We start from the raw sequence: 18470 nt of genomic DNA on the forward strand, positions 1-18470 counted from the left end.
TCGCGTGATGCCGCCGCTGTCCAGGGCCGAACATGCGCAACGGCTACATCAGCTTCAGGAATTCGGTCAGCGCCGCCTTGTCTTCGGCGGGCAGGTCCACGCCGAACTGGTGCCCCTTGTTCTCGATCAGGTCATCGCATTTCTGGAACACGGGCTTGTGGGGATCGGAACTGGCGAAGTACGCCACCGGCGTCCCCGTCTTCACTGGCAGCTGGATCAGGCCTTGCCCATCCTCGCGTGGCGCGACCTTGATGTCGGTCGTGGTCACCGAGACCTTTTGTGGCCGGTGCGGCTCGTCGTTGGGGTCATCCGACATCAGCAGCCGCTTCATCGCGATTTCGTACTGCGCGATTCGGCCCGCCACCGTGTAGTCGATGCCGCCGTCGTCCAGATAGGTCAGCTCGCCCAGCGCGTTGTTGTGCAGGAACGGCGCGATTGCCCAGACATTGATCAGCGAAATGTTGCGGTAGTAGCCCGCGCCGTCGTCGGCAAAGGTCTCCCCTTGCTCGGCGGGGCCGCCAATGGTCTTGGTGCCCACTTCGTTGCCGCCGATCAGCGGCACCATGCGGTTGATCTTCTTCGGCTCGGAGCCCGGTGACGGCCGGTCGCGGTAGGTCTCGGAGGCGAATTCCTCCCAGATGTGGCCGGTGGAATGGTTGTCATGGCGAGCGCGGCAGCTGTTCACGCCGACCACGTTGTAGGCCGTGGGCTCGTCGTTGCCCAGCCAGTCCTGGCCGAACACGCCGTTCTCGGCGAATTGCTTCGGCTGCCATTCGTCGTCCCCGGTCCGCACCAGGTATTGCTCGCGGAAGGTTTCGGATTCGAGCTGGGCGTCGGTGAACTCGTGCCGCCAGAAATCCTCGGAGCCGAACACGTGACCCTCGTAGAAGCGCTCCAGCGCGTCGGGGTCGCCGACGATGGCGTCGGGTGGCACCTTGGTGGAGTGGCATTGCGCGCAGTTGCGGGCGTAGACCTTGCGGCCGGCCGGCACCTGTTCGAGGTCGATGAACGTGTCACCCGGCGTGCCGTCCACATCGGTAGCGTGGAGCAGGTAGGTCGGTCCACCGGTCAGCAGGTAGGCGGCGAGATCCTCCATCTTGGCGTCGGCGTAATTCCAGGCGTCGCAGTCGATCGCGCACTGCTGGATCGACATGGGTTTCTGGGTCGAGCCGTCACCGAAGAAATCGCCCGGCACCGGGAAGTTTGGCACCCAGCATTCCTCGGTGCACATGCCGATGTTGATGTAGACGCGCAGCAGCGCCAGCCGGTCGCCCACGGAATCCTCGGCGCCCTTGAGCACATGCTGGGTCGGCGCGGTGCTGATTTCACCGGTGAGCGGGTGCTTCATCTCGTGCTGGAAGATGCGCTTGTTGATGAAGTCGGTGATGTTGTTCTGGGTGCCGGGGTTGTGCTGGAAATCATTGGGGTTGAGCGAGGTGTCGACGGTGCCGACGCGGGCTGCGCCCACGGCCTGAACCGCGAAGTTGTCCCGCGGCACGGCGGACAGGAACGCCGCCAGCGGCTGGTTCACGTACTGGTTGCCGATCAGCCCCATGATGTTTTCCCACTCCGGCTCATTGGGATTCGCCGGCGGATTGGTGGGGTCGAACGCGGCGTGGCATTGCACGCAGGGGTGGCCGATCATGAAGCGCTTCTGCGACTCGATCTCGCCGTCTTCATAGGGTGCGGTGCGCGGGTCGTAGACCACATTTCCCGCCTCGTCGACGGTCGGGTCGCGGAAATACTTGCGGTAGCCGATCACCCCGGAGGATTTCGGGTCGTCGCAGCGGTCCAGCCAGTACGTCGAGGCGTCACCCTGCTCGCAATCCGGATCGTTGATCAGGCCCCATTTGGTGTAGCGGTAAGGTCGGTGCCTGGTGTGCATCCACTCGCCGTAGTGCATGTTCTCGTAGCCGATGGTGCGGGCGAGGTGGATGTCGTTGAGATCCTGGTTGCCGAAGGTGCCCTTGAACCAGACGTCACGACCGCGTCGCACGGCCTCCCGCAGTCGGCGAGCCTTGTCGGGATCTTCGGCTTCCACGTCCTCGAACAGCGCGCCGACGATGCGACAGCCTTCCGCGTCGTACTTCGTTGGCTGCGGGTTGTCGCAGGTCGGTGGCGGCGCCTGCGGGATCGGGGCGATGTCCCAGGTGATCGGGCCGTTGCGCTCGTGCGTCGCCGGGCTGGTGCCCTCGTGCCAGATCTTCTTGGCCGCGAGGGTGTTGTAGAAGTTGTCCTCGTACCACTGGGCGTCGGCCTGGACCTTCGGCGAGCCGCGGTAAACCCCCATCGGAAAGCCCTTGGAGGCCAGGTCGTCCGGTGTGGGGCTGCGCAGCGTGCGCGTGAACGGATCGTCCTTGACCGGATACGTGGTCTCGGCGGCGTGGACCGGAATGATGCCGACGGCCATCAGGCAGGCCAGCAAGGTGATTGTTTTCATTTGTGTCTCCCCGTTGCGTCCGCATGGTACGACATGCCCACGGCGGGTCAACGCCGGGCCTCGTCGTCCGATGTTTGCCCGGCGCGCGCGGCGCGGCGAGAATGCGCGCATGCTCTCACCTCGACAGTTGCGCCGTCTCTGGCAGATTCGGCGTGTATATCGCCGCTATGGACTGGCGGAAGCCCTCGGCAAACCGGTTCGGCGTTCGTTCCCCGAACCCATCGGCGTCCGCTTGCGCAAGGCGCTGGAAGAGCTGGGGCCGGTGTTCGTGAAATTCGGTCAGGCGCTGTCGACACGGCCGGATATCCTGCCGCCGGAGCTGGCCGGTGAACTCGCGAAGCTTCAGGATCAGGTGCCGGCATTTCCTGGCGCCGAGGCCCGTGCGCTGGTCGAGCAGGCGCTGGGCAAGTCGGTGGGCCAGGTGTTCGCGATCTTTGACGACAAGCCGCTGGCTTCGGCGTCGATCGCGCAGGTGCACGCGGCGCGGCTCAAGGGCGAGGGCGACGAGCCCGGCTTCGACGTCGTGGTCAAGGTGGTCCGCCCCGGTATCGACAAGCAGATTCGGCGCGACGTGGATTTGCTGCACGCGCTGGCGCAGCTGGCTGAATGGTTTTCGCCGCTGGCGCCGCGTCTGCGTCCGAAGGAAGTCGTCACCGAGTACGAGAAGGTCATCTTCGACGAGCTGGACCTGTTGCGCGAGGCGGCCAACGCCAGTCAGCTGCGGCGCAACTGGCTGGGCAGCGAGCTGATCTATCACCCGCTGGTGGTGTGGGAGCTGTGCCGGCCCAACGTGATGGTGATGGAGCGGCTCCACGGGGTGCCGGTGGACGAGATCGCCACGCTGCGGCAACGCAACGTGAACATTCAGCTGCTGGCCGAGCGCGGGGTGGAGATCTTCTTCCGTGAAGTCTTCTTCTTCAATTTCTTCCACGCCGACATGCATCCCGGCAACGTCTTCGTGGATACCAGCGATCCGGACAATCCTCGCTGGCTGGCGCTGGACTTCGGCATCGTCGGTTCGCTGACCCCGGATGATCAGCGTTATCTCGCCGAGAATTTCGTCGCCTTTTTTGATCAGGACTACCGTCGTGTCGCCGAGCTGCACGTGGAGTCCGGCTGGGTTCCCGCCGAGACGCGCGTGGACGAGTTCGAGGGCGCGATCCGCTCCGTCTGCGAGCCGATCTTCAACAAACCGTTGAGCGAGCTGTCGTTCGGACTGTTTCTGGTGCGCCTGTTCGAGGTGGCCCGGCGTTTCGACATGACCGTGCAGCCGCAGCTGGTCCTGTTGCAGAAGACCATTCTCCAGGTCGAAGGGTTGGGGCGACAGCTATATCCGGATCTGGATCTTTGGAAAACCGCCAAGCCGTTGATGACGGAGTGGATGCGCGAGCGCATGAGTCCCAAGCGGGTCATGGCGCAATTGCGACGTCAGGGGCCGCAGCTGCTGGAGGAACTCCCGCGCGCGCTGTCACGTCTGGCGCAAGGGGAATCCGGTGGGGTCTCCCGGGCGGACCTGGAGCGGCTGACGCAGTCGTTCCGGCGGGAGCAGCAGCGCAATCGCCGCACCATGATCGGCGCCACGCTGATGCTGTCGGCCCTGGTGATCTTCGGGCTGGATGGCTATCGCCCGGCGATCTGGAACGGGATGCCCGCGATCAGTTGGCTGCTTGCAGCATCCGGTCTGGCGTTGTGGCTGTCGGCACGTCGCCCAGACGCAGACTGACCCGCCACCCCTGATCGTCGCGCTGGGCCATGCGCGTGTGGATCAGGTCGCTGACGGCGACGATCTGAATGCCCTGGCGCTTGAGCGCGGGCAACCGGCGTTCGAGCACGTCCAGCGTCTCATCGTAAGGATGACCGATGGCCAACGCGGTGCCGTGGCGTCTGGCGTGTCGTACCAGCCGGTCGAACTGGGCGTCGATGGCCTCCGGTCGCGGGTCGTGGTCCAGGAACACGTTGCGACGCGTGCTGGGAATCTGTGCGGCCCGGGCCGAGTTCAGCGCGACGCTGTGCGGGCTGGTCATGCTGTCGACGAAATAGAGTTGCGGGTAGGCATCCATCGCGTCCATCAGCCAGCGCATCGACGCGCTGCGTTCGGTCAGCAGGCTGCCCTGGTGATTGTTCAGGCCTACCGCGTGCGGGATGTGCAGCATCGCGGCGCGAAGCAGGTGGCGCACGTCGTCCGCGCTGCTGTTGATCGTCAGCGTATTCGGGTGGGCGCGCGCGCCGGCATGCGGCTGCATCGGAATGTGCAGCATCACTTCCTTGTCCAGCTCGAACGCGACCTCCGCCTGTTCGGCGGAAAACGGTGCATCGGGAATGAATGAGCAGGCAACCGGGCCGGGCAGTTGCAGCACGCGGACCCCGCTCGCGCGGTTGTAGCCGAGGTCATCGATGATGATGGCGATGCGCGCCTGGGCATGCGCCAGCACCGGCGCGAACGCCAGCGCCACGAGACAGAGCCCCCGGATTCCCCGTCGTCGCATCAGTCGGCGTCCCTGGCCCGTTGCGTGCCGCGCATGCTCTGCTGTCCCTGGCCCCGGTGTCGCGAAAACGCCCCGCCGCGGGGCGGCGGCGAGGCGTTCGGCTGCGAAGTCTAGCGTCTGGCCTGCTCGAGAATCGACAGACCCTTGAGAATGTTCAGCGCCTCGAACAGGCCGAAGTCGTTCTCGGCGAGGTTGGGGTCGCTCTTGATCCCGCCCTCTTCATCGTCGGCTTCGAGCAGATCCTTCAGCTGGTCGTTATCGAGACGGCCAGCGAGATCGGCCTCGGTGATGGCTTTCGGGCCATCACGCTTCTCGACCTTGACGCGCTCGATGGCAATGTCCGGGTTGATGCCTTCGGCCTGGATCGAGCGACCGGACGGCGTGTAGTAACGGGCCGTGGTCAGCTTGATCGCGGCGTCGTTCTTGAGCGGCACGATGGTCTGTACCGAGCCCTTGCCGAAGGTCTTGGCGCCGACGAGCACGGCGCGGCTGTGGTCCTGCAATGCGCCAGCGACGATTTCCGATGCCGACGCGGAGGCCTCGTTGATCAGCACGACGATCGGCACGCCGTCGAGCAGGTCGCCCGGCGTGGCGTTGAAGGTGCGGTTGGCCTGATCGCTGCGCCCCTTGATCGAGACGATCTTGCCCTTGTTCAGGAAGGCGTCGGAGACATCCACCGCGGCGTTCAGGACACCACCGGGATTGGTCCGCAGGTCGAGCACCAGTCCGCGCAGCGCGGTCTCGTTCTTCTCCCGCAGCTTCTGGATTTCCTCTTCCAGCAGGCGGCCGGTACCACCGGTGAAGGTGGAAATCCGCACGTAGCCGTAGTTGGGCTCAAGCATGCGTGAACGCACGCTGCGTACTTCGATGATGTCGCGGACGATGTCGATTTCCAGCGGCTGGGGTTCGCCTTGGCGGACCACCTCCAGCGTGACCTTGGTGCCGGGTTCGCCGCGCATCAGTCGTACGGACTCGTTGAGTGTCAGGCCCTTCACCGCCGTGTCGTTGACCTTGATGATCAGGTCGCCCGCTTCCACGCCGGCGCGCTGGGCCGGTGTGTCGTCGATGGGGGCGATGACACGGACGAAGCCGTTCTGTCCCTGGACCTCGATACCCAGACCGCCGAACTTGCCGGAGGTCGAGATGGTGATGTCCTTGAATTCCTGCGCATCCAGATACGCCGAATGCGGATCCAGACCGGAGAGCATGCCGCGGATGGCGGATTCGAGCAGCGCGTCGTCGTCGATCTGTTCGACGTAGTCCTGCTGAACCCGGTTCAGAATCTCGACGAAGGTCTGCAACTCGGACAGCGGCAGTTCGGAGGCGGTCTCGCGCCCGGCAAACACGCCCTGCGTGAAGGTCATGGATATGCCGACCACCGCGCCCGTGCAGAGCAGCAGAGCGGTCTTGACGGTGTTGTTCATGCTGTTGTGATCTCCGTGGGTCGGGAGGGATGTCGCGGTGTGTCCCGACCTTCTCCGCATCATAGTACAGCCCCGTGAAGGGGCAGGGTCATTCTGGGGGCTTTGATCAGGCAAGGCCTATGCCTGATCAGGCCCAACCGCCTGATGGTCGGTGCCGCCCGACCGGCGTTGGCCGGGCGTGTCCGAAGGATCAGACCATCTGAGCCCGCGCCTTGTTCAACGCGAGGCCAACCAGCCAATCGGGTCGACGGCCCGTTGCCCCTTGCGCAGTTCGAAATAAACGCCGCTCTCGCGGTGTCCGCCGCTGTTTCCGGCGGCGCTGACGGCTTCACCGCTGCGCACCCATTCGCCGATTTGCACATAGGCGGTCTGGTTGTGTCCGTAGAGCGAATACCAGCCATCGTCGTGTTCGAGTACCACGAGCACGCCGTAGCGGTGCATCCAGCCGACATAGGCGACGCGGCCGCTCGCCACGGCCTTGACCGGGTCGCCTTCGTCGGCGGCGATCCAGAGTCCCTTCCAGCGAATATTGCCGGCCTTGGGCTGGCCGAATCCGGCCAGCAACCGTCCGCGCAGCGGCCAGTCCACCGCACCCTTGCGCTGGGTGATTGGCTCGTCGTCGTCCAGCACCAGCGGGATGTCGGCGAGCACGTCCTCGAGGCTGGCGAGCAGATCCCGCAGCTGTTGCTCGTCGGCCTCCAGTTGTTCGACTTCCAGTACGGAGTCGCGAATCTTCGATTCCAGCGTGGCCACGGCCTGTTCCCGTTGCTCGCGCGTCTCCTCCAGGGCATCCAGCGATCGTTTGCGCTTGGCGAACAGGGCTTCCAGCGAGCGGATTTCGCCGGCGAGCTGGTCCTCGAGCTTGCGCAATGCCTTGGCGGCGGTGGTGAAGGACTGAATCCGCTCGCTGCGGGCCTTGGCCAGGTAGTCGTAGTAGGTCAGCACGCGACCGATCGCGGCGGGGTCTTCCTGGTTGAGCAGCAACTTGGTCCGGCCCTGGCGGCCGATCTGGTAGGCCGCGCGAATCTGGTGCTTGAGCGTCTCGCGCTCGCGCTCCACGTCCTTGAGCGCCTGATCGCGCGAGCGGCGTGTGCGCTGCATGCGGGATTCCGCCGAGTTGATGTCGCCTTGCAGTGTCGTCAGCGTCTGGCTCAGCTCGCCGATCCTGGTCTCGGTGGCCTCAAGCTCGCGGAACAGCTTGCCGCGGCGTGAACGGTCACGGTCGACTTCCTTCTTCAGCGCCTGGAGGCGGGCGCGGACGCGCTCCAGTTCCGCCGTCGTCTGCTCCATGCGATCGCCGTCGGGCTCCGCGAAAACCGGAGAGGCCAGAGCTGCCGCAGTCAGCAGCCCGACGCCCCAAATGACGCGCGCGACGAATCCCGGCCTTCTACCGATGGCGCCCCAATGCGATAATCGTGTGCTTTGCACGAACGCCCTTCCCCAATCCAGTCCGATCCCTGACGTATGGACCTGATACTCGACTTCCTGGCCCGGCATCCGGTCCTGACGACCGCGCTCATTGTCGTGCTCGTGGCGGTGATCGGCAACGAAATCGCGATTTCGTTGCGTTCCGGCCACAAGCTTTCGCCGGCCGACGCGGTGCGGCTGATCAACGATCGCGAGCCCGTGATCGTCGACGTGCGCTCTCAGTCTGACTACCGCAAGGGGCATATCATCGGCGCGGTGAATCTGCCGATGTCCCGGATTGGCGAGGCCGAGAAGGAGCTGGCGAAGTACAAATCCAAGCCCGTGTTGCTCTACTGCGCGATTGGCACCGCGGCCGGCGCCGCGCGCGAAAAGCTGATGAAGCAGGGCTGGGACGAGGTCTTCCCGCTGCGCGGCGGTCTCAACGCATGGCAGGGAGCCGGGCTGCCCGTTTCCAAGGCGAGATAATGCCTCGCATCGAGATCTACACGACACGCTACTGCCCTTACTGCCTGATGGCCAAACGGCTGCTTCAGGCGCGCGGCCTGGCGTTCGACGAGATCGCGGTGGACGAGGATCCGGACACCCGGCGGGCGATGACCCGGCGCGCAGGGCGTCACACGGTGCCGCAGATCTTCATTGGCGAGACGCATGTGGGTGGCTGCGACGACTTGCACGCGATGGATGCGAGCGGCGAGCTGACGCGCGTCTTGCAGCAACAGGGCTGATTTCAGACAACGTTCCGCCCGACACCGGGCGGGCAAACCGACGACGGAGAAACAGGTGGCAGAGGAACAGGCAGGCGGCAAGCAGGTCGTCATGCAGAAGGTGTTCATTCACGACGCCTCGCTGGAGGTGCCGAAGGCGCCACAGATTTTCACGCGCAAATGGGAGCCGCAGGTGGACCTGTCCATCAACACCGCGGTGCAGCGTGTGGAGGGCGAAACCTATCAGGTCACACTGACCGTGACGGCGACGACGAAGGTGGGCGAGGAGGTCGCCTACATCTGCGAGATCCAGCAGGCCGGGATTTTCGTGCTGCAGGGCATTGCCGACGACGCCGAGCGTCGCGCCATCCTCGGCGCCTATTGCCCGAACGTGCTGTTTCCGTTCGTCCGTGAGGCGGTCAACGACTTCGTGCAGCGCGGCGGCTTCCCGCAGATGCTGCTTCAGCCGGTGAACTTCGACGCCATCTACCAGCAGCATCTGGCGCAGAGCGCGGAGAAGGGCGAAGACGGGACGCGACATTGAGTGAGCCGGCCACCATCGCGGTCATCGGCGCCGGCAGTTATGGCACCGCGCTGGCGATTCAGGTCGCCCGACAGGGGCATCCGACGCGGTTGTGGGGGCGCAATGCCGACGCCATGGCGCAGATGGATGCCGAGCGGCTCAATGAGCGCTATCTGCCCGGTTGTCCGTTTCCGGAGTCGCTGCGCCCGCTGTCCGATCTGAAGCAGGCGCTGGACGGTGCCGATGCGGTGATCGTCGCCGTGCCCAGTCACGCCCTGCGCGAAACCTGTACCGCGATCGGCGCGCATATCGGCGACCAGGTGCCGGTGGCCTGTGCCGCCAAGGGCCTGGAGCCGGAGAGCTGCAAGCTGCCGCTGGATGTCATCGCCGAGGTGCTGGGCGAGTCCTGGCCGCTGGCGGTGATTTCCGGTCCGACCTTCGCCAGGGAAATCGGCCAGGGCATGCCCAGCGCGGTGAGCATCGGCGCAAGCCCGATCGAGGTCGCCGAGGCCTTCGCTGAAGCGCTGCACGGCGCCGGATTCCGGGCCTACACCACCGATGACATCGTTGGCGTGCAGATCGGCGGCGCGGTCAAGAACGTGCTGGCGATCGGTGTCGGCATCGCCGACGGTCTGAATCTGGGCGCCAATACCCGTGCCGCGCTGATTACGCGTGGTCTGGTGGAGATGAGTCGGTTGGGTGAGGCGCTGGGCGCGCGCTCGGAAACCCTGATGGGTTTGTCCGGCATGGGCGATCTGGTGCTCACCTGTACCGACAACCAGTCACGCAATCGACGCTTTGGCCTGGCGCTGGCTCGGGGCGAGTCGGTGGACGAGGCGATGGAGGCGATCGGGCAGGTGGTCGAGGGCTACCGTGTCACCCGCGAGGTGCGCGAGCTGGCGCGCTCGCTGGGTATCGAGATGCCGATCACCGAACAGGTCTATCAGGTGCTCTACGAAGGCGTGGCGCCGGTGGCCGCCGTGTTGAGCCTGTCGTCACGGCCGCAGCGCGCCGAGACGGAGTAGTAGGCCCCGTCAACAGGTCCTGGCTCAGCCGCCGCCCGCGAATCCGAGCTGGCGCCAGGCCTCGTAGGCGATCACCGCCACGGCGTTCGACAGATTGAGGCTGCGATTGTCCGGGCGCATCGGAATGCGCAGGCGTTGCGTAGCGGGCTGGGCGTCGAGCACGGCCTGCGGCAGCCCGCGGGTTTCGGGTCCGAAGATCAGCAGGTCGTTGGTGTCGTAACGCACCTGGTCGTAGCGCCGCGCGCCGCGGGTGGAGCAGGGCAGCCAGCGCCGATGGCCCTGATCGGCCAGCAGTGCGTCGAGGTTGGCGTGGCGTTTCACTGGCGCGAATTCGTGATAGTCCAGTCCCGCGCGCCGCAGCCGGCGATCGTCCATTTCGAATCCCAGCGGCTCGACCAGATGCAGCTCGGCGCCGAGGTTGGCGCAAAGCCGGATCACGTTGCCGGTATTGGGTGGTATCTCCGGTTCGAACAGGGCAATGGCTAACTGCGCCGCCGGCGTGTCAGTCACGGTTTTTCCGCGCCGCAGCGCCAGCAGTCCGAGAACTGGCCGTCCATGCGTTCGCCGCAGTCGACACAGGTCCAGGGTGGCCGTGGGTCCTCGCCGCGCTCCCACATCCGGATCAGATCGCGGGCTCGCCCGGCATCCGCATCACGGGCGACGCAGACCTGCGGGTAGGCGTTCGCGGGCAGGTCGCCGCGCCCGCCCCAGCCGAATACGCCCTGGATGAACACATCCATGCCCCAGGAGGCCAGGTAATCCTTGACGATCTCGGCGTTGACCGGATCGGAGGCCTCGTAGACGCACTTCATGCGCTCAGCCGCAGTACGTGGGCGGGCGCGGGCTGGTCCAGCGCCTCGCGGGTCAGGTTCAGCGCGACGTGGTAGGCCTCGACGCCCTGGTCCAGCGCATCCGGGCCGACGCGCGGAAGGTCGTCGAAGGTCAGCGCGAGCAGGCCGGGCCGCTCCGGGATCACAGTTTGCGCGCCGTCCGCCGCGCGCCAGGGCGAGCGCGAGGACAGGTGGTGGTAGAGCACGCGATCCGCGGTCATGCCGACCAGGCCCGGCCGGTCGAGCACGCCGCCGTCCAGGTAGGGCCGACCGCGCATCCACACCGGATGAAACATCAGCGGGACCGCGCAGGATGCCCGGATCGCGCGAGACAGCGGGCCGGAATCGACCACCCGGGTGCGTCGCCCGATGACGTCGTACACGGAGACGGCGAGGGGGATGCGGCAGTCCGCGAAGGTTCGCACCGGCAGCCATTCATCCAGCAGACGTTCGAAGCGCCGGCCGCGGATCAGCCCTGGCCCCGGAAACGGGTCCCAGAAATCCTGCTTGCGGATGCCCAGCAGGCGCTCGGAGATCGCCGATGGTGTCAGCCCGGCCGCCCAGCTGGCGCCGATGAGCGCGCCGGCGCTGGAACCACTGATGCGCGCCGGCCGCAACTGCCGCTCCTCCAGCGCGTGTACCACGCCGGCATGGGCGAAAAAGCCGAAGAATCCGGACGATAGCGTGAGCCCGAAGGGGGCCAGGGCCAGCCAGTCGGCGAGCGTCGGGGAAGGCTTGTTATGCTGCATCGACTCGATTGTAACGGGCCGCGAAAAACCGCGGTTCCCACGGAAACACCGGGCGCCAGAGATGGTCTGACCCGGTGTGCCGACAGACAAGAATGCCCGTTTGCAGATGGAGACTGCCCGATGGAGTTCGGACCTGAAATCAGCCTGGTTGCCCTGTTTCTCGGACTGCTGATCGGAGGGGCGCTCGGTTTCGCCATCGGTCGTGGCAGCGTGTCGCGTGATCGTCAGGCGTTGAAGAACAGTGCCGACGCGCAGGCCGCCCTGAAGCGGGAGATGGAAGCCCATCTGCGCGAAACCGCGACGCTGATGGATCATCTGGCGACTGGTTATCAGGATGTCTACGCCCATCTGGCGGAAGGCGCGCGGCGTTTCGGTGCCGGTGACATGCCTCTGTCCGCCTCGCGGGCGCTTACCCACGAGGATGAGAGTCCCGAGCAGGAGCCCGGGCCGCACGGTGCAGTGCCGGCCGCCAGGCCGCGCCGGGATGAGCCCAGCGCCGATTGACTCCGGACTGTCGGCGACCTACCGTCGAGCCATCCTCAGCAGGGAGTGAGCCATGAGACGCTGGATCGCCGTACTGTTTGCCGCCGCACTGAGTTTGAGTGTCACCACCGCTTCGGCGGGCAGTGCCTCCGCTCCGCATGAAGAACCGTCCGCCGGTGCCATCACCTTCGATTTGCTGATCGTCCGCCCGCTGGGACTGGTCACCACGGTCGCGGGTGCGGGGCTGTTCGTGCTGTCGGTGCCGTTTTCCGCCATTCAGGGCAAGTCGCCGCTGGATGCCGCGGACACGCTGGTCGTGAAGCCGGCGCAGTTCACCTTCACGCGACCGCTGGGCGAATCGGACTGAACGACCGCGCGGCCGGTGCCCTCAGTGCCAGCCGATCCCGATCAACAGTCCGAGACTGGCGAGGCCCAGCGCCGCGTGCGTGAGCCGGGCGGGTCGGGTGGTGGCGCCCGCCCGGGTGCGCTGACGAAACAGCAGGCCCCCGCTGGCGGTGGCGAATCCCAGCAAACCGATCGTCGGTCCCTGCGCCGCGATGCCGGCGTCATGCGCGCCGGCGAAGACGCCGACCAGCGCGACCACGCCGAACGCGGCGTGCGTCCAGCGGATGATCCAGCGACGCGAGCTGGTTTCCGCGACCAGGACGAGCGCCAGTCCGCCCAGAGCGGCGATCGCCACGCAGGCGGTGACCAGGGTCAGCAACATGCGGTCGGTCAGGGGGTCGCGACGGGCTGGCCGTCCACGTCCAGCACCTGAACCGGGCCCAGGCCTAGCGCGCGAACATCCGCCTCGATGACATCGAGATCGCCGATGATCACCCAGGTCAGTGATTCCGGAGCGATCAGCGTTTGCGCCAGCGTGTCGACGGTCGCGGTGTCCAGCGCCTGCACGCGGGAGACGAATTGTTCGTACCAGCGCGGATCGAGGCCGAATCGCACCGACTCGGCCAGCGTGCTCGCGACCTGTCCGCTGGTTTCGTTGGAACCCGGCAGCTCCAGCGTCAGTCCGTTCTTCGCGGCGGCTAGTTCCTCCGCCGACACTGGTCGATCCGCCCCGAAGGTCTTCGCCTCACGCAGGATTTCCTCCATCGCTTCGGCGGTTCGATCGGTTTGCACCGGCGCGAACAGAATCAGCGGGCGTTGCGCGGCCGTGGATGGCACGAAGCTGCTGGCGCCGTAGGACCAGCCCTTGTCCTCGCGCAGGTTCATGTTGAGCCGCGCGGTGAAGTTGCCACCGAGCATCGCGTTCATCGCTCGCAGGGCGGCCTCGTCCACGTCACCACGTCCGGGGATCAGCTCGCCGGCCAGCACCACGGATTGCTCGGCGTGTGGCTTGTCGATCAGGAAGACCTTGGGCTGCGCGGGACGTTCGACCGTGGTCAGCGACTTCGCGGGTGCCGCGTCACCGCTGGGTGTCCAGTCACCGAAGTGACGTTCCAGCATGGGCTTGAGCGTCGCCATGTCGATGTCGCCGACCGCGATTAGCGTCGCCTGCTCCGGCCGGATCCAGCGCTGGTGGAAGCGCACCAGATCATCCCTGGTCAGTGCCGAGATCGCGGTTTCGGTTCCGGAACCCGTCAGCGGCTGAGAATACGCGTGATCCTCACCATAGAGCAGCGGTGGCAGCAGGCGGAACGCGAGGGAGTTCGGGCGCGTCTTTTCCTGCTGAATGCCGGCCAGCCAGCGGGGCTTGATCCGGTCGAGTTCCTCCTGGGGAAAGGCCGGCGAGCGGACCACATCGGCCATGACATCCATGGCGGTATCGAGTTGCGGCGTGAGGGCGGACAGGCTGACATGGCACTGGTCCACGTTGGATCCGGCCGACAGATTCGCGCCCAGGCGCTCCAGCTCCGCCGACAGGCCCAGCGCGTCGCGTCGCGCGGTTCCCTCGTCGAGCATGGCCATGGTCATTGATGCGGTGCCGGGTCGGGCGGTCTGGTCGGCGGCATAGCCGGCATCGAACAGCAGCCGCAATTCGACCAGCGGGACCGCGTCGCGCCGGGCCAGCAGCACGCGCATGCCGCTGCTCAGCGTGGTTTCCTCGACGGCGGGCAGTCGCAGGTCCGGTGGCGTGCCGGTGGTCGGGAGCCGGCTGCGGTCTACCGCGTCGGCGTCGGCCGCCAGCTCCTGCATCGGCTGTACGGTCAGCACATAGACGCCATCGGTGAGCCACTGTCGGCCGACCCGCTGCAGGTCGGTCGCCGTGGCGGTCTCCACGACGTCCAGATAACGCTTGTAGGCGTCCGGGGAACCACCGAATACGGTGGAACGGGCGAGGATGCCGGACTTGCCGGAGCTGCCGCCCACGCGTTCGGCGCCGCGAATGAAGGCCGCGCCAACCCGAGCGCGGACACGTTCGAGCTCGTCGGCCGTCGGGCCGGTCTCGATCAGACGGGCCAGTTCCTCGTCGAGCGCGGCTTCGACCGCTTCGGCGTCACCGCCCGGCCGGACGGTGGCGCTGATGATGAACTGCGAGCCCAGTTCCTTGGGCCACAGTCCGGCGCTGACGCCCGTGGCGATCTGATCCTCGTAGACCAGGCGCTGGTAGAGGCGACTGTTCTTGCCGTTGCCCAGCACGTCGCTGAACAGATCCAGTTCCTCGACCGCGCGGGTGTTGACGCCGGGGACGTTCCAGATCTTGTAGATGCGCTGCTGGGGCACGTTGTCCATCAGCACCTCGCGCCGCTCTCCCTCCATCTTCGCGATCCACTGGGTGCGGCGCGAGACGGGCGGTCCGGGTTCGATGCCGCCGAAAAAGTGCTTCACCCGCTCCAGGGCGGCGGCGGTGTCGACATCGCCGGCGACCACCAGCGTCGCGTTGTTGGGGCCGTAGTAGCTGCGGAACCATTGATGCACGTCGTCCAGCGAGGCGGCTTCCAGGTCATCCATGGAGCCAATCGTCGACCAGCTGTAGGGGTGACCCTCCGGGTAGGTGGAGCGGACGATGGTGTCCCAGACCTTGCCGTAGGGCTGGTTCTCGCCCTGGCGTTTTTCGTTCTTGACGACTTCGCGCTGCTCGTCGAGCTTGTCCTGCGTGATCGCGCCGAGCAGATGCCCCATCCGGTCGGACTCCAGCCACAGCAGCAGATCGAGCGCCGGCGCGGGCACCGTGCCGAAATAATTCGTCCGGTCGACGTTCGTGGTGCCGTTGAGGCCGGTGGCGCCGACGTTCTCCAGCGGTCGGAAGAACTCGTCGTCGTGGTGCTCCGAGCCGTTGAACATCAGGTGTTCGAACAAATGGGCGAACCCGGTCTTGCCGGGCACCTCGTCCTTGGAGCCCACGTGGTACCAGAGGTTGGCGGCGACGATGGGCGCCTTGTGGTCTTCGTGAATGACGACACGCAGGCCGTTGTCGAGCACGAATTCGCTGTAGGGGATGTCCAGTGACGGAATCGCCGTGTCCGCGGTTTTCGCGGCCTTGGAGGGTTCCGGTCGGGGAGACTGGATCGCGGCGCATCCGGCGAGTAGAGCGATGGCGGCGGCCGCGCTAAGAATCTGGCGCATGGGCAATGGCGATGGTCGTCTGGGATCGACAAGCCTAGGGAAACACTGCTCCATTTGCACCGCCAAGGGTGAATCGACGGGTGCTCTCCCCGGAACAGCCCCGTCCGTGTCGCGCGGGCGCTCAAAGAGAAGTGTGCAGGCAGGCCGGCCTCGCTAAGCTACGTGACATGCTGCGCTTGAACGAACAGACCGGGTGGATTGATGAGGGCGAGCATTGCCCCTCGCCGAATTGCGACGCGCGGCCGGCCGGCGTGGCCGTGGACTTGCTGGTGATTCACGGCATCAGTCTGCCGCCCGGTGAGTTCGGTGGCCCCTGGATCGCCGATCTGTTCACCAACCGACTGGATCCCGGGCGGCATCCGTACTTTGCGCAGATTCACGCGTTGAGGGTGTCCGCGCATTTTCTTCTGCGGCGCGACGGATCTCTGATTCAGTTCGTGCCGACGACGCGGCGTGCCTGGCACGCGGGCGTCTCGACGTTCGGTGGCCGCGAGCGCTGCAACGACTTTTCCATCGGCATCGAGCTGGAGGGGGTGGATGACCAGCCCTACGCTGATGCGCAGTACGATCGTCTGGCGGAGTTGACGCAGGCGATCCGGGTGGCGTATCCGGAGATCACGGAGGATCGGATTGTCGGCCACAGCGATATCGCGCCCGGTCGCAAGACGGATCCGGGGAATGCTTTCGACTGGGCGAGATATCGGCGGTCGATTCAGGGAGAGGCCGCATGATTCTGCTGTCCATGGTGCTCGCGCTGCTGCTCGAACGCGTGCTCAGCCATCTGCAGGGCTGGCGCGAGCACGCGCTGTTTGAGCGCCATGTGCGCTGGGTCCATGGCAGGGTAAGCCGCAAGACCTGGAATTCCCCGCTGATGGTCATCGTGTTGCTGGCGCCGGCGCTGCTGGTCACCGGTCTGCTGCAGCATCTGCTGGCGGAGGCGGTCTACGGCGTGCTGGGGTTCGTGTTCTCGACGCTGGTGTTGCTGCTGTCCCTGGGACCTCGCGATCTTGGAGAGGAAGTCCGTGCCCTGCTCGCGGCCCGGGAGCGCGGTGATACCGAGGACGCCGAGCGCATCCGGCAGGATTTGCTGGAAACGCCGGGGCGGCTGACGCAGAGCTGCCAGGGCGCGGATCGGCGGTCCGTGGTGGCCGCCATCTGCATTCAGGCGCATGAGCGCAGTTTCGCCGTGCTGATGTGGTTTTTCGTGCTCGGGCCAATCGGCGCCCTGGGGTATCGGCTGGTGGCGGGTCTGCCGCGCGTGCTTGCGCTGATGGACGAGTCGCCGAGGAGCCTGGAACCCGCAACTCGCCTGCACGCCATCATGGCCTGGGTCCCCGCACGCATCACGCAGATGTTGTACGCCCTGGCGGGCAGTACCGACGATGCGTTGTCCGAGCGGCATCGCGTGATGCAGAAACCCGCACTGGACTGGGTGTCCGACACCTGGCGGCAGCTGGCGGTGGTCGGAGTCGGTGCGCTGAATGTCGAGGACGAAGGCGATGCACCGGTGGCGCCGCGCTCGCTGGATGCCGCGCTGGAGGCCGTGCTGGGCCTGCGTGGCCGGGCACTGCTGGTGCTGCTCGCACTGCTTGCGCTGCCGACCATCGGTGGCTGGCTGGGGTGATTGCGTTCGGAGGCCGAATCGGCCTGTTGGCGCTGGCGGTATTGTTCGCCGTGCCGGCCTGGGCGGCCGAGCGGGTGATCACGCTGGCGCCGCATCTCGCCGAACTGGTGGTCGAGGCCGGTGCCGGGGACCAGTTGGTCGGCGTGATCCGCTATTCCGACTATCCGCCACAGGTCACGTCGCTGCCGGTAGTCGGTGACGCCTTCAATCTGAACCATGAACAGATTCTGGCGCTACGGCCGACGCGGCTGCTGGCCTGGGCGGGTGGAACGCCGGAACCGGAGATTCGCCGTCTCGAGGCGTTAGGACTGCGCGTGGATGCGGTCGATGTCCGACGCCTGAACGACGTCGCCGACGCGCTGCGCCACATCGGTCGTCTGCTGGGGACGCCGACCGCCGCGGAGGCCGCGGCCCGGTCCTTCGCCGAACAGATCGAGTCGTTGCGCGTGGTCACGGAGGAACCGCTGCGTGTCTACTACCAGGTGTCCGCCGTGCCGCTGTATTCGCTCAATGGCGAGCATGCCGCCTCGGACGTGATCCGGCTCTGCGGCGGGCGCAACATCTTCGCCGATGCTCCGGTGCTGGCGCCGCAGGTCAGCCGCGAGGCCGTGCTGGCCGAGCGGCCCGACGTGATCCTCTACAGCGGCGAAGACGGAGCGGCGCCGTGGCAACCCCTGCTGGCCGATCGGCAGGTGCTGGATGCCACGCTGGCGCGGATTTCGCCGGACCTGCTAGCCCGACCGGGGCCGCGGCTGGCGCAGGGCGCCCGCGCGGTATGCGCCGTGCTGGCGCGGGTCAAACCTGCCAGGTCGTCTCCTGCGGATTCGCATCCCGCGCCAGATGACGGGCGATCACGAACAGCAGATCGGACAGGCGATTGAGATAGATCGCGGCATCCCGGGGTTCCTCCGGCTCCGCTTCGATCACCTTCCAGACCGCACGCTCGGCGCGGCGGCAGACGGCGCGGGCCAGATGCGCCGTCGTCACCGTCTGCGGCCCGATGGGCAGCACGAAGTCCTTGAGCGGCGGCAGTTCGGCGTTCAATGCGGTGACCGCCTGCTCGAGCCCCGTGAGATGTGACGGCTCCAGCAGGCTCTCGCCGGGCATCGCCAGCCCGCCGCCCAGATTGAACAACTGATGCTGGACCGGGCCGAGGGCGCCTGCCAGGGGTGCGGGCAGGCCGCAGCCCAGCAGGCTTCCGATCAGCGCGTTGAGCTCGTCCACGTCAC

20 protein-coding genes are annotated in these 18470 nt (G+C 66.4%); 10 read left to right on the forward strand and 10 right to left on the reverse strand.

Going from position 1 to position 18470, the window contains the following annotated elements; genetic code table 11:
* Positions 1-43 precede the first annotated feature (43 nt).
* A complete protein-coding gene (locus ABNS06_RS00940) occupies positions 44-2440 on the reverse strand; it encodes a hypothetical protein (RefSeq protein ID WP_348672046.1) in 2397 nt (798 codons plus the stop codon).
* A 109-nt stretch (positions 2441-2549) separates the two neighbouring features.
* On the opposite strand from ABNS06_RS00940, the gene ubiB reads away from it, so the two are divergent.
* On the forward strand, positions 2550-4163 hold the full coding sequence (gene ubiB / locus ABNS06_RS00945; RefSeq protein WP_348672047.1) for a ubiquinone biosynthesis regulatory protein kinase UbiB: 1614 nt from the start codon (positions 2550-2552) through the stop codon (positions 4161-4163).
* On the opposite strand, the gene ABNS06_RS00950 is transcribed toward ubiB, so the two are convergent.
* From ABNS06_RS00950 to ABNS06_RS00960, 3 genes are all read right to left on the reverse strand, one after another.
* Positions 4096-4926 carry a divergent polysaccharide deacetylase family protein gene (locus tag ABNS06_RS00950; protein WP_348672048.1) on the reverse strand — a complete coding sequence of 277 codons (831 nt, stop codon included), beginning with the start codon at positions 4924-4926 and terminating at the stop codon, positions 4096-4098. The two genes, ubiB and ABNS06_RS00950, sit on opposite strands and share 68 nt — an antisense overlap.
* 110 nt (positions 4927-5036) lie before the next feature.
* Positions 5037-6350 (reverse strand): S41 family peptidase, encoded by a 1314-nt coding sequence (locus ABNS06_RS00955; RefSeq protein ID WP_348672049.1) that lies wholly within the window; start codon positions 6348-6350, stop codon positions 5037-5039.
* A gap of 216 nt (positions 6351-6566) precedes the next feature.
* A complete protein-coding gene (locus tag ABNS06_RS00960; protein ID WP_348672050.1) occupies positions 6567-7640 on the reverse strand; it encodes a peptidoglycan DD-metalloendopeptidase family protein in 1074 nt (357 codons plus the stop codon).
* A gap of 174 nt (positions 7641-7814) precedes the next feature.
* Between ABNS06_RS00960 and ABNS06_RS00965 the strand changes: the two genes are divergently transcribed.
* From ABNS06_RS00965 to ABNS06_RS00980, 4 genes are read left to right on the forward strand one after another with little or no spacing between them, the layout of a single operon-like run.
* Complete coding sequence (locus ABNS06_RS00965; RefSeq protein ID WP_348672052.1) at positions 7815-8243, forward strand: rhodanese-like domain-containing protein; 429 nt, start codon at positions 7815-7817, stop codon at positions 8241-8243.
* Complete coding sequence (gene grxC, locus ABNS06_RS00970; RefSeq protein ID WP_348672054.1) at positions 8243-8503, forward strand: glutaredoxin 3; 261 nt, start codon at positions 8243-8245, stop codon at positions 8501-8503. The genes ABNS06_RS00965 and grxC overlap by 1 nt, the downstream gene beginning before the upstream one ends.
* A 55-nt stretch (positions 8504-8558) precedes the next feature.
* Positions 8559-9026, forward strand: a complete 468-nt coding sequence (gene secB / locus ABNS06_RS00975) for a protein-export chaperone SecB (protein WP_348672056.1) — start codon at positions 8559-8561, stop codon at positions 9024-9026.
* On the forward strand, positions 9023-10030 hold the full coding sequence (locus ABNS06_RS00980; RefSeq protein ID WP_348672057.1) for an NAD(P)H-dependent glycerol-3-phosphate dehydrogenase: 1008 nt from the start codon (positions 9023-9025) through the stop codon (positions 10028-10030). Before secB ends, ABNS06_RS00980 begins: the two co-directional genes overlap by 4 nt.
* A 24-nt stretch (positions 10031-10054) precedes the next feature.
* Here the strand turns inward: ABNS06_RS00980 and ABNS06_RS00985 are convergent, their stop codons facing one another.
* The 3 genes from ABNS06_RS00985 to ABNS06_RS00995 are packed head-to-tail and all read right to left on the reverse strand — an operon-like array spanning position 10055 to position 11609.
* A complete protein-coding gene (locus ABNS06_RS00985; RefSeq protein WP_348672059.1) occupies positions 10055-10540 on the reverse strand; it encodes a tRNA (cytidine(34)-2'-O)-methyltransferase in 486 nt (161 codons plus the stop codon).
* Positions 10537-10842: a DUF2007 domain-containing protein gene (locus ABNS06_RS00990; protein ID WP_348672061.1), complete on the reverse strand. Its 306-nt coding sequence runs from the start codon at positions 10840-10842 to the stop codon at positions 10537-10539. Before ABNS06_RS00990 ends, ABNS06_RS00985 begins: the two co-directional genes overlap by 4 nt.
* A complete protein-coding gene (locus ABNS06_RS00995) occupies positions 10839-11609 on the reverse strand; it encodes a patatin-like phospholipase family protein (RefSeq protein WP_348672063.1) in 771 nt (256 codons plus the stop codon). Before ABNS06_RS00995 ends, ABNS06_RS00990 begins: the two co-directional genes overlap by 4 nt.
* Positions 11610-11729: 120 nt before the next feature.
* Between ABNS06_RS00995 and ABNS06_RS01000 the strand changes: the two genes are divergently transcribed.
* A complete protein-coding gene (locus ABNS06_RS01000) occupies positions 11730-12113 on the forward strand; it encodes a DUF1043 family protein (protein WP_348672065.1) in 384 nt (127 codons plus the stop codon).
* 52 nt (positions 12114-12165) lie between these two features.
* A complete protein-coding gene (locus ABNS06_RS01005) occupies positions 12166-12459 on the forward strand; it encodes a hypothetical protein (RefSeq protein WP_348672067.1) in 294 nt (97 codons plus the stop codon).
* A 21-nt stretch (positions 12460-12480) separates the two neighbouring features.
* On the opposite strand, the gene ABNS06_RS01010 is transcribed toward ABNS06_RS01005, so the two are convergent.
* Together ABNS06_RS01010 and ABNS06_RS01015 are read right to left on the reverse strand one after the other, a co-directional pair.
* A complete protein-coding gene (locus ABNS06_RS01010; protein WP_348672068.1) occupies positions 12481-12819 on the reverse strand; it encodes a hypothetical protein in 339 nt (112 codons plus the stop codon).
* An 8-nt stretch (positions 12820-12827) separates the two neighbouring features.
* Positions 12828-15617, reverse strand: coding sequence for a pitrilysin family protein (locus ABNS06_RS01015; protein WP_348672069.1), 2790 nt, complete (start codon positions 15615-15617; stop codon positions 12828-12830).
* 167 nt (positions 15618-15784) lie between these two features.
* Here ABNS06_RS01015 and ampD point away from each other — a divergent pair, with 167 nt between their 5' ends.
* Genes ampD through ABNS06_RS01030 form a run of 3 tightly spaced genes read left to right on the forward strand, consistent with a single transcriptional unit; the run spans position 15785 to position 18122 of the window.
* On the forward strand, positions 15785-16348 hold the full coding sequence (gene ampD, locus ABNS06_RS01020) for a 1,6-anhydro-N-acetylmuramyl-L-alanine amidase AmpD (RefSeq protein WP_348672071.1): 564 nt from the start codon (positions 15785-15787) through the stop codon (positions 16346-16348).
* Positions 16345-17241, forward strand: a complete 897-nt coding sequence (gene ampE, locus ABNS06_RS01025; RefSeq protein WP_348672073.1) for a regulatory signaling modulator protein AmpE — start codon at positions 16345-16347, stop codon at positions 17239-17241. Before ampD ends, ampE begins: the two co-directional genes overlap by 4 nt.
* A gap of 26 nt (positions 17242-17267) precedes the next feature.
* Complete coding sequence (locus ABNS06_RS01030; RefSeq protein WP_348672074.1) at positions 17268-18122, forward strand: helical backbone metal receptor; 855 nt, start codon at positions 17268-17270, stop codon at positions 18120-18122.
* On the opposite strand, the gene ABNS06_RS01035 is transcribed toward ABNS06_RS01030, so the two are convergent.
* A partial coding sequence (locus ABNS06_RS01035; protein ID WP_348672075.1) for a cob(I)yrinic acid a,c-diamide adenosyltransferase occupies positions 18037-18470 on the reverse strand: 434 nt, incomplete at its 5' end. The two genes, ABNS06_RS01030 and ABNS06_RS01035, sit on opposite strands and share 86 nt — an antisense overlap.

Source organism: uncultured Abyssibacter sp. (assembly GCF_964000955.1).
In the GTDB taxonomy this organism is placed as follows: Bacteria; Pseudomonadota; Gammaproteobacteria; order Nevskiales; family OUC007; genus Abyssibacter.

Bases quoted from the DNA above. Each gene is read 5' to 3' on its own strand.
- ABNS06_RS00995 (WP_348672063.1), bottom strand. From the start codon at position 11,609: ATGCAGCATAACAAGCCTTCCCCGACGCTCGCCGACTGGCTGGCCCTG.
- ABNS06_RS00940 (WP_348672046.1), bottom strand. From the start codon at position 2,440: ATGAAAACAATCACCTTGCTGGCCTGCCTGATGGCCGTCGGCATCATT.
- ABNS06_RS00950 (WP_348672048.1), bottom strand. From the start codon at position 4,926: ATGCGACGACGGGGAATCCGGGGGCTCTGTCTCGTGGCGCTGGCGTTC.
- ampE (WP_348672073.1), top strand. From the start codon at position 16,345: ATGATTCTGCTGTCCATGGTGCTCGCGCTGCTGCTCGAACGCGTGCTC.
- ubiB (WP_348672047.1), top strand. From the start codon at position 2,550: ATGCTCTCACCTCGACAGTTGCGCCGTCTCTGGCAGATTCGGCGTGTA.
- grxC (WP_348672054.1), top strand. From the start codon at position 8,243: ATGCCTCGCATCGAGATCTACACGACACGCTACTGCCCTTACTGCCTG.
- ABNS06_RS00955 (WP_348672049.1), bottom strand. From the start codon at position 6,350: ATGAACAACACCGTCAAGACCGCTCTGCTGCTCTGCACGGGCGCGGTG.
- ABNS06_RS01010 (WP_348672068.1), bottom strand. From the start codon at position 12,819: ATGTTGCTGACCCTGGTCACCGCCTGCGTGGCGATCGCCGCTCTGGGC.
- ABNS06_RS01000 (WP_348672065.1), top strand. From the start codon at position 11,730: ATGGAGTTCGGACCTGAAATCAGCCTGGTTGCCCTGTTTCTCGGACTG.
- ABNS06_RS01015 (WP_348672069.1), bottom strand. From the start codon at position 15,617: ATGCGCCAGATTCTTAGCGCGGCCGCCGCCATCGCTCTACTCGCCGGA.
- ABNS06_RS00965 (WP_348672052.1), top strand. From the start codon at position 7,815: ATGGACCTGATACTCGACTTCCTGGCCCGGCATCCGGTCCTGACGACC.
- ABNS06_RS00990 (WP_348672061.1), bottom strand. From the start codon at position 10,842: ATGAAGTGCGTCTACGAGGCCTCCGATCCGGTCAACGCCGAGATCGTC.
- ABNS06_RS01005 (WP_348672067.1), top strand. From the start codon at position 12,166: ATGAGACGCTGGATCGCCGTACTGTTTGCCGCCGCACTGAGTTTGAGT.
- ABNS06_RS00960 (WP_348672050.1), bottom strand. From the start codon at position 7,640: ATGGAGCAGACGACGGCGGAACTGGAGCGCGTCCGCGCCCGCCTCCAG.
- ampD (WP_348672071.1), top strand. From the start codon at position 15,785: ATGCTGCGCTTGAACGAACAGACCGGGTGGATTGATGAGGGCGAGCAT.